The organism is Rhodospirillales bacterium (assembly GCA_028824295.1).
Taxonomy (GTDB): domain Bacteria; phylum Pseudomonadota; class Alphaproteobacteria; order TMED109; family TMED109; genus VXPW01.
This window is the reverse complement of record JAPPED010000003.1, coordinates 316,247-334,169: the sequence shown is the minus strand read 5'-3', so window position 1 is coordinate 334,169 and position 17,923 is coordinate 316,247. Positions and strand designations below refer to the sequence as shown.

11 protein-coding genes are annotated in these 17,923 nt (G+C 59.0%); 5 read left to right on the top strand and 6 right to left on the bottom strand.

From position 1 onward, the window contains the following. Window positions 1-490: 490 nt before the first annotated feature. From OXH60_02860 to OXH60_02845, 4 genes are read left to right on the top strand one after another with little or no spacing between them, the layout of a single operon-like run. Window positions 491-2,158 (top strand): class I SAM-dependent DNA methyltransferase, encoded by a 1,668-nt coding sequence (locus OXH60_02860; protein MDE0711055.1) that lies wholly within the window; start codon window positions 491-493, stop codon window positions 2,156-2,158. Beyond that, complete coding sequence (locus tag OXH60_02855; GenBank protein ID MDE0711054.1) at window positions 2,155-3,315, top strand: restriction endonuclease subunit S; 1,161 nt, start codon at window positions 2,155-2,157, stop codon at window positions 3,313-3,315. Before OXH60_02860 ends, OXH60_02855 begins: the two co-directional genes overlap by 4 nt. A gap of 2 nt (window positions 3,316-3,317) precedes the next feature. Further along, window positions 3,318-4,295 (top strand): hypothetical protein, encoded by a 978-nt coding sequence (locus OXH60_02850; GenBank protein MDE0711053.1) that lies wholly within the window; start codon window positions 3,318-3,320, stop codon window positions 4,293-4,295. Further along, window positions 4,292-7,705 (top strand): DEAD/DEAH box helicase family protein, encoded by a 3,414-nt coding sequence (locus OXH60_02845; GenBank protein ID MDE0711052.1) that lies wholly within the window; start codon window positions 4,292-4,294, stop codon window positions 7,703-7,705. Before OXH60_02850 ends, OXH60_02845 begins: the two co-directional genes overlap by 4 nt. A 1,204-nt stretch (window positions 7,706-8,909) precedes the next feature. Here the strand turns inward: OXH60_02845 and OXH60_02840 are convergent. The 5 genes from OXH60_02840 to OXH60_02820 all read right to left on the bottom strand — a co-directional run bounded on the left by OXH60_02840 (window position 8,910) and on the right by OXH60_02820 (window position 15,892). Next, window positions 8,910-11,123 (bottom strand): hypothetical protein, encoded by a 2,214-nt coding sequence (locus tag OXH60_02840; protein ID MDE0711051.1) that lies wholly within the window; start codon window positions 11,121-11,123, stop codon window positions 8,910-8,912. Beyond that, window positions 11,123-11,950 carry a hypothetical protein gene (locus tag OXH60_02835; GenBank protein MDE0711050.1) on the bottom strand — a complete coding sequence of 276 codons (828 nt, stop codon included), beginning with the start codon at window positions 11,948-11,950 and terminating at the stop codon, window positions 11,123-11,125. Before OXH60_02835 ends, OXH60_02840 begins: the two co-directional genes overlap by 1 nt. A gap of 548 nt (window positions 11,951-12,498) precedes the next feature. Beyond that, window positions 12,499-13,383: an SDR family NAD(P)-dependent oxidoreductase gene (locus OXH60_02830; protein ID MDE0711049.1), complete on the bottom strand. Its 885-nt coding sequence runs from the start codon at window positions 13,381-13,383 to the stop codon at window positions 12,499-12,501. Between the two features lie 315 nt (window positions 13,384-13,698). Continuing rightward, window positions 13,699-14,643, bottom strand: a complete 945-nt coding sequence (locus OXH60_02825; GenBank protein MDE0711048.1) for a nucleoside hydrolase — start codon at window positions 14,641-14,643, stop codon at window positions 13,699-13,701. A gap of 322 nt (window positions 14,644-14,965) precedes the next feature. Continuing rightward, window positions 14,966-15,892: a histone deacetylase family protein gene (locus OXH60_02820; GenBank protein ID MDE0711047.1), complete on the bottom strand. Its 927-nt coding sequence runs from the start codon at window positions 15,890-15,892 to the stop codon at window positions 14,966-14,968. Between the two features lie 363 nt (window positions 15,893-16,255). Here OXH60_02820 and OXH60_02815 point away from each other — a divergent pair, with 363 nt between their 5' ends. Continuing rightward, entirely contained in the window at window positions 16,256-17,239 is a 984-nt protein-coding gene (locus OXH60_02815) for a glutathione S-transferase family protein (GenBank protein MDE0711046.1), read from the top strand. A gap of 162 nt (window positions 17,240-17,401) precedes the next feature. Here the strand turns inward: OXH60_02815 and OXH60_02810 are convergent, their stop codons facing one another. After that, window positions 17,402-17,893 carry a MarR family transcriptional regulator gene (locus tag OXH60_02810; protein ID MDE0711045.1) on the bottom strand — a complete coding sequence of 164 codons (492 nt, stop codon included), beginning with the start codon at window positions 17,891-17,893 and terminating at the stop codon, window positions 17,402-17,404. Window positions 17,894-17,923 lie beyond the last annotated feature (30 nt).

Here is a 17,923-nt window from a genome sequence, read left to right as displayed (position 1 = left end):
CCTGCGCGGCACCGAAGAACTGGATGGATGGGTGCTTGTTGGTTCAGTAGCTCGGCACCGCGTGGAACATGTGCGCCTTCCCCTCCGGGACCGCATCGAAAGTCTCGAACGTGGGCACAAACTCGCCAGCGGCGTACAGCTTGACAGCCAACCGCCCTTCGTACGCCACCGTGGTCTGTCGGCGAGGCGCTGGGCGCCGATTCCTAGAGTGGGGCAGCTTTGGTAGCGGCAAATACCCATTGTGGCCAGGCACGGTAGACTCACTGCGTGCTTTTGTCCGCGTTATGCATACCCTCCTGAACGGGCGCGGGACCTCTCCGCAACGAATCACCGGTACTCGGCATGTCGGTCTGATTCTCTGGCGGCCGCAAGAATAGGCATGTGCGCTGCAATGGACCTCGACTCTAGTTCAGGGCAGATCGAGTAGAGCAATGGCACCGGAGCATTGGGATGATGACAAGAAGCCGAGAAATGCCTGTTGGGCGGCCATATGGAAGCTTTTCTCCACGTGGTGGCTCACCGTCAGCGAAGCACCATCGACCTGAATACTGCCGCAGAGTATTCGGCAGTCGCGCCACGAACCCAAACCCGCAAAGTCCTCGAAATGATCACAGGCAACATCAAGAACCAAATTGACCGCATCTGGGACTCGTTCTGGTCGGGCGGCATCTCGAACCCGTTAGAGGTGATGGAACAGATCACGTACCTGCTGTTCCTTCGCCGGCTCGACGACCTGCACACTCTGGAAGAAAACAGGGCCAATCGGCTCAAACAACCGATGGAGCGGCGGGTCTTTCCGAAAGGCAAGGACGCGAATGGTCGATCCTACGAGGACTTCCGCTGGTCGCGCTTCAAGCACCTCGCCCCTGCCGAGATGTTTATGGTTGTTGGAGAACACGTCTTCCCGTTTCTTCGCGACGACCTGACTCGCCAGCTCGGCGGCGCCGACTCGACATACGCGCACCACATGAAGGACGCGCGGTTCACCATTCCGGCCCCAGCACTGCTGGCCAAGGTTGTAGACCTGCTCGACAAGGTGCCGATGGAGGAGCGCGATACCAAGGGCGACGTCTACGAGTACATGCTCGGCACGATTGCCACCGCCGGACAGAATGGGCAGTTCCGCACACCGCGTCACATCATCCGGATGATGGTGGAACTTGCCGCACCCCTGCCCGCTGATGTCGTTTGCGACCCGGCCTGCGGCACGGCGGGCTTCCTGGTCGCGACCGGCGAGTACCTGCGCGACCGCTATCCGAATCTGCTGCACGACGCGAAGCTACGTGAGCACTTCCACCACGACCTATTCCACGGTTTTGACTTCGACAATACCATGCTGCGTATCGGCAGCATGAACATGCTGCTGCACGGCGTAGAGAGCCCCGACATCCGCTACCGGGACTCGCTGGCGGAGGACCACGCCGGCGAGGAAGAAAGGTTCACGCTAGTGCTGGCCAATCCGCCCTTCGCCGGCAGCCTCGACTATGAGAACACCGCCAAGGACCTCCTGCAAATCGTTAAGACCAAGAAGACCGAGCTGCTCTTCCTCGCGCTCTTTCTTCGGCTGTTGAAGCACGGTGGCCGGGCCGCAGTGATCGTGCCTGATGGTGTCCTTTTCGGCTCAAGTAAGGCACACAAGCAGTTGCGGAGTATCTTGATCGAAGACCAGAAACTTGACGCCATAGTGTCGCTACCGGGCGGCGCGTTCAAACCCTACGCAGGGGTCTCCACCTCAATCCTATTTTTCACCAAAACGAACTCTGGCGGCACCGACTACGTCTGGTTCTATGATGTTACAGCGGACGGCTGGAGTCTCGATGACAAGCGTACGCCGCTCTTGCCTGAGGACAAGCTCGGGGCTGTGCCGCACACAGCGCTCTGCGCGGCCGATCATGCGAAGAACAACCTGCCTGACGTGATTGCACGCTGGGCAGACCGCGCGGGAGGTGAGCGTAAGCGCCCGCGGACCGCGCAGAGCTTTTGCGTGCCTAAAGCCGAAATTGCTTCGCAAGGCTACGACCTCTCGCTCAACCGGTACAAAGAAGTGGAACACAAGGAGGTTGAGCACCGCCCACCGCAAGAAATCCTCGCGGAGCTGGCCAAACTCGAGGAGGACATTCAATTGGGGATGAAGGAGTTGAAGGCGATGCTGAGATGAAATGGAACATGATTTCAATGGGAGACATTGCACTTCGCAAAGGCGTTACTGTAGATCCCAAGAAGCACCAGGACGAAGTGTTCGAGCTTTATAGCATCCCCGCTTTCGATGCCGGCGCTCCTGAAGTAGTTGCTGGCTCCAAAATTGGTTCTTCAAAGAAAGCAGTCCAGCCAGACGACGTGATGATCTCGCGCATTGTTCCGCACATCCGTCGAGCATGCGTTGTTGGGCCAGTTAGCAGGCATCGTCAGATCGCATCGGGCGAATGGATCATTTTCAGAGACAAGCGCATTTGGCCAAGTTTTTTGCGCTGGGTGTTGGTCGGAGATGCTTTTCACTCCGCTTTTATGCGAACAGTTTCGGGCGTTGGGGGGTCGCTACTCAGAGCCAGACCTGCCGAGGTGTTCAAGATCCAGATCCCCCTCCCTCCCCTCCCTGAGCAGCGGCGGATTGCGGAGATCCTGGACAAAGCGAACGCGATGCGGGCCAACCGCAGAGCTGCCCTTAACCGACTCGATACCCTTACCAAATCATTCTTTCTCAACATGTTCGGTGACCCCGCCACGAATCCGAAGCGATGGCCGACAAGCGCACTTGAGGACTTGTTTGAAATCTCCCGCGGTGGATCGCCCCGCCCGATCGACGATTACATTACTGAGAGTCGAGACGGGGTGAACTGGATCATGATCGGCGATGCCCCAGAGAACGCAAAGTACATCACAGCGACCAAGAGAAAGATCAAACCGGAGGGGGCAAAGCGGTCGCGCAGAGTCAATCCCGGCGACTTCCTTCTCACCAACTCGATGAGCTTTGGCAGGCCGTACATCATGCGGACTTCGGGCTGTATTCATGATGGATGGCTAGTGCTTTCTCCTCGCAAGTCGAATGTAATTCCCGACTACTACTACAGTCTTCTTGGCTCACGGGCGCTCTACACGGAATTTTCGCGGCGGGCACCCGGAGCTACAGTTAAGAACCTAAATATCGGGCTGGTGCGCAGTGTTGTCGTACCCGTCCCTCCTGAAGCAAAGCAGCGAGAGTACGCAGATCGCGTTTCGGAGATTGAGAGGTTGACCGTCCCATTTCGGAGAGCGCTTGATGGTCTCGAAGATCTTCTTGCCTCTCTTCAGCAGCATGCTTTCAGAGGAAATCTTTAGCGGTGCGGGGCGATCTCATTGGCGTATGGGCGGAGACGTGGCGCGAAATCTGGCTGCCGCTCATCGATCAGCCCCTGGACGAGGATAACGAAGGTCTTCCAGAAGACATCTTCTGCGAGCTGTACCGCGCCCTTGTGCCCGCTTTGTCTCCGCGTCCCTCGGTCGAGGATCTCGCCGACATAATCGACAGTCCTATACAAAGCCGCGAAGCATTCGAGGCGATCACGGCGAACGATCTTGGCGATGAGCCCGCGCTCGCCGAATTCTTCGAGGCGGCGCACGACGCGCTCGAAGAGTTGGGTGGCGACCAGTTGACCAATCGCTATTTCAACCTGCTCGCCGATTTCATCGGCAAGTTTAATCTCCGCTACGACCTACGCCGACCCTGCGTACTTTGTCCGACCCTGCCCGGCCTATTCGCGAGCTTGGTTAGTGATCTCCGCGCGCTCGCCGGTCAAGACCTACACCTCGACCAGTTGATGAGGGAATATGAGGACGCGTTAAGAGACCTTCGCTTCGGGTGCACGGACGGTCGGATCAAGACGTGCATCGGCAAGCAGTTCATGTTGTTGGAAGCGATTGGTGCACTCGATCCGGGTGTAACAAAGAACACGCTGGGCGACATGTGTGAACAACTCAACTCGTGGCCGCACGCGACAATTAAAGAGGCCCTCAAGAAGCTCTACGGCTTCGCCTCTGACTATCCTGGTATCCGACACGGCAGCCGCGCGAAGGGAGCACTACGTGCGATCGAGATGCGTGACATGGTGGCTATGTCGATTCTGCTCACGGGCTTCACGCCCTATCTCGAACGCCGGTTGAGTGCGGACGCGATCTACGCCGGTAGTACGATGAACAGAACAGGCGCTCCTGCGGTTCCGGCCTTGCCGATATACGATGGCGGAATCTCCGGGGGAAACCGGCAGGAGCGCGGGTTCGTCGGGAAATTGATGGATCGCGTCTTAGGAGGGAGGATGTGAGCCAGTTCACCTTCCTCCAGCGCGAATGGCCAGCAGTGTTCGACTCCGCTGCGAGATCTGAGGCGTCAGTGCATGGGGATACCCGCACGGCCTGCTTCTACGCCCGGCGCACGCTGGAACTGGCGGTGAACTGGGCATACAAGCACGACGCGACCCTCCGATTGCCCTATCAGGACAAACTCTCGGCGCTGATTCACGAGCCGAGCTTCAAGAAGGCCGCAGGCGAGGCGGTATTCAGCAAGGCCCGGGTTCTCAACACGCTCGGCAACCGCGCGGTGCACGGCCACCGCGCTATTCCGGAAGCGGATGCGCTGACGGCGCTGCGCGAACTCTTCCACGTAACCTATTGGTTTGCACGAACGTACGCCCGCGCCGGGCGCCCAGAGCCTGGACTTGCCTTCGATCCTGCGGCACTGCCCCGGCCCGCGACCACCAAACAGCAGACGGCAGGGCAACTACGCACGCTTGCGGAAGGCCTCCGGGAGCACGACGAGAAACTCACAACTCTGCTTGCGGACAAGGGCGTGCTCGATGAAGAACTCCAGCGCTTGAGAGAGGAGGTAGCCAAGGCTAAGAAAGAGGCTGCAACGCAACCGGACACGCACGACTACTCCGAGGCCGAAACCCGCGACTATTTCATAGACCTGCTGCTGAAGGAAGCCGGCTGGCCATTGGATCAAGACCACGACCGGGAGTTCGGGGTCAGCGGGATGCCCAATGCCGAGGGCAAGGGCTACGTGGACTATGTGCTCTGGGGCGACGATGGCAAGCCGCTCGGTCTAGTTGAGGCCAAGCGAACGCGGCGCGACGCCCGCGTCGGGCAGCAACAGGCCAAACTCTACGCCGATTGCCTGGAGCACGAGTTTGGGCAACGGCCGGTTATCTTTTACTCGAACGGTTACGACCACTGGATGTGGGACGACACCCGCTACCCGCCGCGCCGAGTTCAGGGTTTCTACAAGAAGGCAGAGTTGGAGTTGCTTACCCAGCGCCGGAAGACACGCCGCACGCTGGCGGTGGCTCCAATCAGTTCGGAGATCGTCGAGCGCCACTACCAGACCCGCGCCATTCGGCGTATCGCTGAGGCGTTCGAGCGCGACTACGACCGCAAGGCACTGCTCGTGATGGCGACGGGCTCTGGCAAGACGCGTACGGTGATCGCACTTTCCGACCTGCTGATGCGAAGCAACTGGGCCAAGCGGGTGCTCTTTCTCGCCGACCGGGTGGCGCTGGTGAATCAGGCGGTCAATGCCTTCAAACGTCACTTGCCCGACGCCTCGCCCGTCAACCTGGTCACCGAGAGGAACGCCGAGGGACGCGTCTACATTTCGACCTATCCGACCATGATGGGGCTGATAGATGAGGCTCGCGACGGCCAGCGTCGCTTCGGGGTGGGCCACTTCGACTTGGTGGTCATCGACGAGGCGCATCGCTCCGTGTTCCAGAAGTATCGCGCCATCTTCGACCATTTTGACTCCCTACTGGTCGGGCTTACGGCGACGCCCAAGGACGAGGTGGACCGAAACACCTACAGCCTGTTCGACCTAGAGAACGGAGTGCCGACCGACGCCTACTCCCTAGAGGAGGCGGTGCGCGACGGCTTCCTCGTGCCGCCCAAGGCCGTCTCGGTACCGCTCAGGTTTCAGCGCGAGGGCATCACCTACCACGAGCTATCGGAAGAGGAAAAGGACCAGTGGGACGCGCTGGAATGGGACGACGACGGCGCGGTGCCTGACCGAGTCGAAGCCGAGGCGGTCAACAAGTGGCTGTTTAACAAGAACACCGTGGACAAGGTGCTGGCGCACCTCATGACCCGTGGGCTCGCCGTCGCCGGCGGCGATCGTCTTGGCAAGACAATCCTCTTCGCCAAAAACCAAGCCCATGCGGAGTTCATCGCCGAGCGTTTCAACGCCAACTATCCAACCTACAAGGGCGAGTTCGCCCGCGTCATCACCTTCAAGACGGAATACACGCAGAGCCTGATCGACAGCTTCTCGAACAAGGAGCAGAACCCACACCTCGCGATCTCAGTGGACATGCTCGACACCGGCATCGACATCCCCGAGGTTGTGAACTTGGTTTTCTTCAAGCTGGTGCGCTCGAAGACCAAGTTCTGGCAGATGGTGGGGCGTGGTACGCGGCTTTGTCCCGGTTTGTTCGGCCCCGGCAAAGACAAGGACATGTTCTATATCTTCGACTACTGCCAGAACCTCGAATATTTCAGCCAGAATATTCCGGCCACGGAGGGATCCGGCAACGAATCGCTTGGTAAGCGCCTGTTCAACGCCCGGCTCGAGTTGATTGCCACGCTGGACCATCAGGGCGGGGAAACCAAACCGGGTAGGCTCGACGAGTCTGAGCCCACCCACTCCGATCCAGAAACGAACGACGCGGTTCGGTGGTCTCTCGCCGATCTCTTGCAGCGCGAAGTCGCTGCGATGAATGTAGACAACTTCGTGGTACGCCCACGGCGCCGGTTCATCGAGAAATACGCCAAACCTGAATCATGGATGTCATTGCCGAGAGAGGCCCTGACAGAACTCTCACACAAAGTGGCCGGCCTGCCTTCAGAGTTGGACCCAGAGAAAGAAGAAGCCAAGCGGTTCGACCTGCTCGTCCTAAGCCTGCAGCTCAGCCTGCTACGGCACGAGCCCAGCTTTGCTCGGCTCAGTGATCGGATGAAGCAGATTGCCGGACTACTCGAGGAAAAATCCGCCGTCCCGGTGGTGCAAGAGCAAATCTCACTCATCCTGGACGTTCAGACGGACGAGTGGTGGCAGAACGTTAGTGTCCCAATCCTGGAAGTCATGCGTCGTCGAATTCGGAACCTTGTTCAGTTCATCGACAAACATCAACGCAAACCGATCTACACGGATTTTGAGGACCTCATGGGAGACGAAATCCACGTTGACCTGCCTAGCTTCGCCTCAGGAACGGATCAAGCGAAGTTCGCGGCTAAGGCTCGTGCATTTCTGCGCGAACATGTCGACCACGTCGCCATCGCAAAACTGAGGAAGAACAGACCGCTCACTACGACTGACATCGGCGAGTTGGAGCGGATGTTCATTGCGAGCGGCCTCGGCACGGCTGACACGATTCAGCGCGCAGCCAATAGATCCCAGGGACTTGGACTGCTCGTGCGGTCCCTAGTGGGAATGGATCGCCACGCCGCCAAAGAAGCCATGCAGACTTTCCTTGCAGGAAAGTCACCTTCAGCCAATCAAATCGAGTTCGTGAACCTCGTGGTTGACCACCTGACAGAACATGGTGCGGTTGCCCCTGACCGACTTTATGAATCTCCATTCACTGATATTGCACCTCATGGGCCGGACGGTTTGTTCAACTCCGCAGAACTAGACGAGTTAATGGAGGCGTTAGAGGCTGTGCGGATAACGGCTGTTGCAGTGTAAGCTGGACACACTTGTTGGCACCACGAATACGGTTCAGCTGACTTACGGCGATACTTGGACTTTTGTCCGGTCTATCAGGCCTGTTCACCGAGTTCGAGTTCACCCCAAACTGCTCACTGACTGAACGGTTGGTGCCCTCTCGTACTTCCAAGGCCTCAACCAATTGCACCATTGCGGCGGTAAAGAATTGGGACTCTCTTAAGTAACGCATTCGCTAACCGGCTGTTATCAAAGTGTATACGGATTCCGATTTCGGCGATGCAAAATCGCCGGCACGACGGAGGCAAATCTGTGGCTAATGTCGCGACGAAGCCCATGCGGCCGCGGGGGCGGAGGCTTATATGCGATAATGACCACGCCACCGGCAGCGAATTCACGAAATTGTTACTTGCTTACGCCGCTGGGTTCACTTGACAGGGGCCGATGTCAACTTGAAATAATAGGGACTATGGTGAACATCCAGAAATTGAGTATATTCGATGACACGGACAATCTAGCCAATGCCGCCAAGCATTTCGCTGACTCCGTCAATAACCATCTTCCTGAAGGCAGGAAAGCGACCGAAACATGTCCCACATGTCTTGCACGTGACAGTGGAAGCGTCTCCGACCGGCTCTGACACGTCGATGACGGTCACACGATTGCATTTCAGGCATGTGATTGAGAGATCGATGTGGAATTGACTCACGTCATTCTCCATGGTTGTCATATCACCGGGCCTTCATCCCTACCGTTCAATATACGCTGAATGTGCCGCAACACCTCTTCTGTCAATGCGTCTCGTTCTTGTTCAACCCGTTCCCGAATGAACTTGGTCCGCAATTCCCCGATTATTTCCGCTTCGTCTAAATAGGGAAGCGGCCCGACCTTTTTCTTACCGTGACAAGACTGTATTGGTAGTCGATGAGTAGTTGGGTCGTTTTTCAACCTTGGCTTTGGCATTGACATGGCAAGTCTCCAGTTCCCTGCTGTGCTTGTTCACTTGGGCACGTACAGCGTCTGAATTACCCACGGCTGCACGCGCTCGCTCATCCGCCCAGCGGAAAATGTCCCGAATGGCTGGCTTGCGCTCAAATACCCCACTGGCAATAGCGACATCCGCCTCCAGCGTGTCCGGCTGGTCGGCGTGTACCTTTCCAGCCATCAGTGCAAAGATGACAGCAACCGTGGCAATGACAGTAGCAGTCGAATAGTAGTTCTGCCGCTAAAGAATACGCTTTTCCGGATCTTGAACTATGCTATACAATGCATCAAGTACTTCGACAGAAGCGATTTTCTCGCATAGGATTAGGTGGTCTGCTCTACGAAGCAATACCTTGTTGGTAGCAAGTGCATAGACAAATTCGAGTGCAGCATCGCCAGCGGGGTTTTCATGATTGTCCAAGACCGATTCGCAGATAGTCATGAACTGGCGGCTGAGACTATCGCTGGCGGAGTAATCTAGTTCGGACTGCCGTGCCGCTCGGAGCAGCGATGATCGGAGTATGCCGTCGCTAAAGCGAGCAAACATGCTTGGATCAAGAATTGAACGGACGAAAGGGTTGTCGTCGAATCTTAGTTCGGACGGCAGAGAAGTTTGCCTAGGAGAAAGTGCAGGCTCCCTGGCTTTCTGTAGCGCGGCTGACACCATGGCATAAACGGTGATCTGCGTGAGGCAAGAAGGGTTTAGTCCGTCGAAAAAGACAGAGCCATGGCGGAGCTTCAGGGGATCACCATTAACACGCGGTAGAAAGAGTTCATCGCAGCCTATCCTACGCGCCGCTCGGAGCGTTGTCAGTGCTTCAGTGAGATTGTCGCCGAGCGCAGCTCGATGCGGCTCAACTGCCTCGTCAGTGTAGAGATTGCGATGGGCAGCGAGCGCTTCGTGCAGATTCGGAGAGCCGACAGGAAGCACCAAGAATTCCGACCAGCCGTATTGGCCCCCTCGGGTCTGCAGGCGTAAATCAGCTTTGAGACGATCGTAGTTCGCTCTTGAAGATGGGAACGCGTAGCAAAGGACGTAATGACGGTGTGCCTGTCCCGCCTGCCTGAGCGCGATTGCTGCTTCGCCCAGAGCATCGAACCTGGGGTCTTGATGGGCTATGACGACAAATGAACCGTCATGACCACCGGGATCTAAACCATCTGCCCGGAGTTCATTCAAGCTTATGACCTTGCGACGTCCGCCGATGGCCTTGTTGATCCACTTTGCGACCAATTGAGAACTATTGTCATTCATGTGCAAAATGGTACGGGCCGAGGCCGGAAGTTGATGGACTAGCTGGCGACGCACCCACTCCCCGATTGGTGACGAAGGGCTCTTGGCATTTTCCCCAGAAATAGTAAATGGTGCATAGCTCAAGTGGGGGCCGGGTTCGTGGAACAGCAATGCTTTTTTGTAATAATGCTGTTGAAATTCATCTGCAACTTTCCGATTAACATGTCTGTGACTAATTCGGACCGGACGTGGCGGACCTTGCGCGATGAGGAACTCCTCCGTGTCGATCTCAATGATGCCACTCTGGCGGTTCCCAGTTCCGGTTGTATATCGTGGTCTCTCCCGCTCCCTAAAATAGATGCATGACTTCCGGAAATCGCTATTAGCGGATCCCACCCCAACTAGATGGATGATCCGGTCTAGCTCCGCCTGGTTCTCTTCCACGAGCTTTCGGGCATATTTCCCTGATGTGGATGCAGAAATAAGGACAAGGTAGTTCGCTTGATTAGGAATCCTAAATTCAGAACTGATTTCATACGAGTGGGTATTATGGATAGCAAGAGCTGGAAGGCACGGGTGTATGTGACGGAAGTAACTAACTATCGATTGTAGGCCGATGGCAAAAGACAATATCGTGAAGCTGTCGATGAACAACTGACTGCAGCCGCGTGGCAATCTGCGGAGCAACAAATGGTTGAATACTGCTAGGCAGTCGGGCGTTCGCAGCATGTTGCCAGCACGAACGAAAATGTCTTCCTCGCGACCCGACGGCTTACGGAAGACGTAGCCGTGTGGCGCATGAAGAATGGTCTTGTTATTGTCAAAGATTTGTTCGATACCGCTATTGGCCAATCGCACAAGGAAATTGTCGTCAATGTGCCAATGAGTGTCCGTCGCCTTCAAATGGACGAGGCCATCCGAAATGAACTGGCCACACTGGTCAAATGGGGCCACAGTAACATGGGAGGTGGATATCAAGCGAGGATTGAACACCTGCGCGTTGGCCACATAAATATCCCGTATCCGCTGCTCAATACCGGACGGACATATGACAATTAGACGGCTGGGCGGGCTCCTGCGGTTGTAGCTTTCAGCTAGCTGCTTTAGCCCGTGCTCCAGATGCTCGTTGCTTGCTTCATGACTCGGATAAACGACCTCGAGGGTCGTCGTGACCTCATCGATTGGCATGACCAGGAGGAAGGAGTACATTTTCGGCAGCACTACAGTTCGAGCGGAATGCCAATGGTGATTGCTGTTCCAACCACCTTGGGTAGTCCGCCGACAACGCTCGGCACGGGTCCTGTATCTGACGGCATTGGAGTGGCCGCGGAGAAGAACACTTCAGCGGTAGAAGTTCGCACGCGCAAATAACCATCGAGCGAATGAACAGATTTAAGTACTCGTCCTAGTCCCAAGCCAGAATTGGGGCCAGGCTTCTTGGAAACGTAATCTCGGAAACAATGCGCTACGCGATCTATATCGCTGGCATCCGACTGCAACTCCATGGTGCCGGCGAAACCCGGCCCTGTATCGAAAACCGAGAGTTCGAACAAGCAAACCAAACTTCGACGAGCGACGGACGCGCGTCTGCTGAGGCGCCTCACGTAGCGACTGAGGTGCTGATGTTCGGCGGAAACAATGGCGTTGGCTTGTATTTGCCCTGGCTGCATATTGCGAATCGCGATGAGAATGCAACGAAGACCCTCCTTCGGAATTCGGTCGTCAAGGTCCAAGTACGCGTGTTCGGCTGTATTCCGAAATGTTTCGTGAAGTAAATCCCCTAGCGAAACCGTTTCACGCCCTAGCAACGGCGACAGCCGATCAAGATCTAACGATGGTACCTTCAGTTTGACCAGAATATTGCTAATCAGGGCGTTCATTTCGTTTGCAGAAACAATTAAGTTACCATGTTGTTCGGAGTCCATCAGTTGTGCCAGTGTTGGCTTTTCCCGATATGCTGCAGAGTGAAATTCATTGCGGGCACCAATGACAAATACAAGTTCGGCCGTCGGGCCCTTGGCCGTCTGTGCAAATTGGCGCTTATTCATAGCGTGAATTCGCGGAATAGCCGCTTGAAGCAGTGTTCGCCTAAGGATCGTCGCTCCGTCAGCTGCAAGAAGACGATTTGCGTAGTATGCGGCCGCCAATCCATGCAAACGCGAAACAAATCGTTCATGACTGTCATGATCGTCAGGCAAGAGGGTTGTACGCGCATATCTTTCCGACGAATGAGCAGCCCATGTAGCAATTAGTTGGGCAAAGGATACCGACCGACCAAGGGCACCTCCGTGAGTAATTTCCCTAGGAAGTCTCAGTGCTACCTCTCCCCGGCGAAAGTCGCACATATGTTGCTCGTATTCGCGCATACCATCGCCTCGAAAGATGTTGATGGTACGTGCTCCGCTCAAGTTATCTCTCCAAGTGGCTGCATATTGGCCTAAAGCATAGCCAGTGGCGACATGCTGTCTGGATACACCTCAATAGTATTCTGACATTTCGCCGATACAATCAAGTTTGCGTTCAATCGTTCAAGGGCAGGCAGAATTGTGGTGATCCCATCTGCGTAAAGGGCCCGGAAAGCGTTTGCCGCCAACTACTACTGGTGATAGCCGCTCACCTGAGCCGCCTCGGTGCCGCTATAACGCGGCGGCCCGCCGAGCGTGCCGCCCCCGTCAACCACGAGCGTCTGGCCGGTGATGTAGCGCGCCCATCCCGACGCGAGAAAGACAACTGCGCGGCCAATATCCCAGCCGGTACCCTCGATGCCGAGGAGCGAATACTTCCGACGCTGCTCGCGCGCCTCCTCCGACATGCCATCCGCGTAAACCATCGGCGTGTAGACCACTCCTGGAGCGATGCAGTTGACGCGAATCCCGTCACCGGCGTGGTCGATCGCCATCGCGCGGGTCAAGCCAATGACCGCAGCCTTTGACGTGGAGTAGGCGGACATGCCACGCGGTCGCAACGCAGCGATCGAGGAGATGTTCACGATCGCGCCGCCGTCGCCGCTCTCGATCATCGCCGGGATAGCATGCTTGGCGTTGAGGAACATCGCCTCGACATTGACCCGCATCACCCGTTCCCACTGGCTCTGCGTCTCCTCGGTCACTGCGCTCAGGCTCGCGATACCGATGTTGTTGTCGAGAACGTCAAGCCGTCCGAATTGAGCGACAGCGGCTTCCACCATCGCCGCACACTGGTCCTCGTCGGTAAGGTCGGCCTCGTAGGCAACCGCGACGCCGCCCTCCGACTCGATCATCCGAACCGTGCCCTCGGCGAGTTCGAGCGACCGGTCGACAACGAACACCTTGGCGCCCGCACGCGCAAGGAGAATGGCTGCCGCGCGACCATTGCCGATGCCGTCGCCCGCCGCGCCGCCACCCGCGACGATGGCGACCTTTCCTTCCAATCCGAGATCTGCCTGAAGATTGTCGTTCACCGTGAAGCCCCCTGCCGCAAAGAAGCTGGATGTTAGTTCCACGTCCTCTGCATTGGACTCGTTGCGGATACTGATTTCCGCCGAAACCTTTCAGCCCAGCGGAGTTCCGAACCACCCTAATGCGATCAGCGTGAATGGCGATCGCTTGACATAGTTCGGCGACCCCTGCTCCCTGTCGGCGACAGGCCCAAGTGCGGGTTGACCGGAGTAACGCCAGCCGAAGGGTGCACCCAGCCGAACGACTCGACTGAGAGCGGTAGGCGCAATCTACCCAATGCTGGCGACAACCCGCGGCGTCGCGCACCCAATTCCATGCGACTCCATTCCGCTCGGTTGACCGTCCGGGGGCCTGCAGGGTTAGGACGTCGACACCGGAAGTCGCGCCAGGCGTTTGGTCAGTAGGCCGAAGAAACCGTCGGCATCCACGTGCTCGATGACCCGAGCGTTGGGAGCACCGCTCCGCCCGTGCACGTCGCACACCGTCCGCCCCTGGGCGTGCTCGCCAATAAGCTCGATCGCAACGTGCATGTCCCGCCCTTCGAACAGCTTAGGCTTCAGGAGATACGCGATCACGCACGGATCATGGAGCGGCGGGCCGTGGCGGTAGGCAGCCGTGGTTCGCGCACCGTAGTACTCGAGCATGCCGCACACAGCGGCAGCGGGCGCGGTCCCTAGTGAGCGGATCGCCTCGATGCGCGCCGGTGTCGCTATCGCCTGACGGGTGACATCCAGCCCCACCATCGTGAGCGGCACGCCAGCCTCGAAGACGACATGGGCCGCGTGCGGATCTGCATAGATATTGAACTCGGCCGCCGCAGTGACATTGCCCAGCCCAATCGAGCCGCCCATGGCCACGATCTCGGCCACGTTGTCGAGGATCGACGGGTTCTTGATGATCGCGAGCGCGACATTGGTGAGCGGCCCGAGCGTGGCCAAGGTCACAGGACGGGGCGCCTCGGCAAGAGTCTGCACCAGGAAGTCCACGGCGTGCGTCTCTTCCGCCGGGCGGCTCGGTTCGGGCAGATCGGCACCATCGATCCCGCTCGGGCCGTGCACGGCTTCGGCGGTCACGGGCATGCGCACCATGGGCCGCGGGCAGCCGGCATACACCGGCAGCTCGGGCCGTCCGGCCAGATCCCTTATCTGCCGCGCGTTGACCTCGGTCTTCACCAGGGGCACGTTGCCGGCAACCGCCGTAATGCCCTGCAGGTCGAATTCCTCGGCCGACGCGATCGCCATCAACAGGGCGATGGCATCGTCCTGGCCGGGATCACAGTCGATGATCAGTGGCCGCGCACCCATATCTCGCCCTGCCCTGCCCGCTGTGCCAGTCAATCATAGGTCTCGCCATGGCCGCGGCGTGGCCCAGCTCAAACGACCGCGCCCACCTTGCAAGACCGCCAGCCGTAGGTGGTCACGTAAATCCGGGCGGCAGTCCGGCCGGTCCGTCGACCGCGACCAGGAGATCACTCACGACCGCGTGGAGCGCGAACCGTACGGCGAGCGGGGCGACGGGCCGCCATACCGGCCCGCGTTGACCTACCTAGCAGCGCGTCCGCCAACTTCGCCCATCCCCCACCCGACGTCGATCGCACCACAAGGTCAGGCCCGCACCACCTCGGTATCAGGCCGACATCAACACGCGAACGTGCTCCGCGACGCTCGACGCGAGCGCCCCGAGGTCATAGCCGCCTTCAAGCGTTGCGGCCAGACGGCCGCCGCACACCTCGTCGGCAACCTCGCAGAGCCGCTCCGTCACCCACGCGAAGTCGTCATCCTCCAGCCGGAGCGTTGCGAGTGGGTCGCGCACATGGGCATCGAAGCCCGCAGACACCAGGATGATGTCGGGCTCATACGCCCGCAGCTGCGGCAGCACTGCCCCTTCCATTCCCGCACGGAACTCCGTCGAACCCGACCCCGGCTCCAGCGGGACATTGACGATGTTGCCGACGCCCCGCTCGTCCGCGCGTCCCGTCCCGGGATACAGGGGAAACTCATGGGTCGAGGCGAAGAACAGCGACGGGTCGGACTCGAATCTCGCCTGGGTCCCGTTGCCGTGGTGGACGTCAAAGTCGACCACGGCCACCCGCTCCGCCCCGAGCACCTCGCGCGCGTGCAGCGCGCCCACCGCGACATTGTTGAACAGGCAGAACCCCATGCTGCGCTCGGGTTCGGCGTGGTGCCCAGGCGGCCGGACTGCGCAAAAGGCGTTGGTTGCCTCGCTCCCCATCACCGCCGTCACTGCAGCCACCATCGCACCTGCCGCGCGGAGCGCCGCCTCGCCCGAATCGGGGGACATCACGGTATCGGCATCCACCCGGACGAGGCCCGTCTCGGGCACCGCGTCCAGCAATGCCTCGACGTAGCGTGCGCTATGGGCACGCGCGACCTGCTCACGTTCGGCCTCAGGGGCCTCACGCCGAACGAGGTCTGCAAACGCGTCGACGGACAATGCCTCCATCACCGCGCGATACCGTGCCGGGCGCTCGGGATGGCCGGGACCGGTGTCATGCCTGGCCGAGCTCTCATGGTGAAAAAGCAAGGTCGTCATCGCGGTCTCCTTCTCGCCATCCTCCGTCTTCCCGCCGGGCGCATCGCCGGCAGGTCGACACAGTCTCCCACAACACCCCTTGGAGCGCTTTCTCGCAAAAAGGTGCTGCGATTCTTCGAGACGCACGGGACACCCGGCAGCTGAAGGCAGCCAGCGGACTCCATGCTCGGCATGCCCGCATCAGGGATCGAAACCGGGCAGTTTCTCCTGCGCCACCACTTAGCACCCCATGGATCAATCGGAGTACCCGTCGTCCGTGACGACGTTCCTTCGTGACGTGGCATCCGCCCAGCGTGCCCACGCGCCTTGCCATCGACCGACGGTCGCTGGCAAGGTCGGCACTTCGCAGTTTGGAGACCGCTCGTGGCAACCTATCGCATCTTCGGTTCGGAACTCTCGCCGTACTCCGTGAAGGTCCGGGCCTATTTTCGTTACAAGGGGATCGCCCACGAGTGGCTGACGCGAACGCCCGACACCCAAGCTGAATTCGACGCCCATGCCCGGCTGCCGCTCGTGCCGCTGGTCATCACCCCCGAGGGCGACGCCCTCCAGGATTCGACCCCTATCATCGAGCGGCTCGAGGCGGCGTTCGCCGAGCCCGCCATCCAGCCCAATGACCCCGTGCTTGCCTTCCTCTCCGCGCTCCTCGAGGAATACGGGGACGAATGGGGCAACAAGCCCATGTTCCACTATCGCTGGCGCGACGAGGCGGACCAGCTGTCGGCGGCCGATCGGATCGCCCGGTCCATGCTTCCCGGCGCCGGCGACGATGCCGTGGCCGAGCGGGCCCGGGCCGTGCGCGAACGCATGGTCCCCCGCGTCTGGTTCGTGGGTTCGTCACCGCAGACGGCACCGATCATCGAGAAATCGCTGGCCCGGATGCTTGAGCTGCTGGAGGCCCACCTGGACGGCCGGAAATACCTGTTCGGCGCACGGCCCGCCTTCGCCGATTTCGGCATCGCCGCCCAGGTCTGGCAGATGTCGACCGATCCCGCCGGCAGCGGATTGATCCCGCCGCGGACGCTCGCGTGGTGCCGGGAGATGCAGGATCCGAATGCGCATGGACCGTTCGAGACATGGTCCGCGCTGGCGCCGACCCTGATGCCGCTGCTCGCGGAAGAGGTCGGAGGCCGCTTTCTCCCCTGGTCCGACGCCAATGCCCGGGCCATTGCTGAGGAAGCCGAGGAATTCGAGGTTGACCTCGCCGGCGACCGCTGGGCCCAGAAGCCGCAGCGCTACCACGCCCGCTCGCTCCGCGTACTTCGCGAACGGTACGCCCGCCTCGACGACAACGCCGATCTCAATCAGGTGCTGGAGACCGCCGGTTGTCTCACCTGGCTGCGTTGAAGCGCCAACACGGCACAAGGAACACCGTTCGTGCGGATCAGGTCCCGGTATGGTAGGCGCCAAGACGGAACACAATGCTCAGCGCGTCTTCCCGACCGACACGCTTGTGGCCCATCACCGGAACTGCATGCAACTCTTCGAACAGGCACCACAAGAGCTCAACTAGAGATCCGTACGGTCAACCTTGTGCAGTTGCCGAGGCAGTGGCCTCTGCGAAAGCCGAGCTGAGCGCGGAGAAATCCTCTGGAGCATGTCCACAAACAATTCGACGTTCTCTGATCCAATCGCCGCAAGTATCTCGTCGTCCTCGGACTGCACTTCCGCCCGAATCTGGGACATCCGCTTTTTTCCGAGATCCGTCAGAATCAGGTTGACCTGACGCTGGTCTTGCCTTGAGATCTGGCGATGTACCAGACCGCTTGAGACCATGCGATCGACAAGCTTGGTCAGGGCCGGGGGGTTCATCAATACCAGGTCGGCAAGCTCACTCATGGTTGCCGCTGGATGTGACGCCAGCGTCGCCATAATCCGCCACGCCTCGATCTGGATCCCGTAAGCCTTCAGCCGGTGCGATAGCGAAATACGCACCTCACGATGAGCCGCGGCCAGTACGTACGAAAGGTAGCCAGTCAGCGGCCTCGGTGTGTCGCTCATGGAGATACCCACAGTTATCGCGCAAGAAAT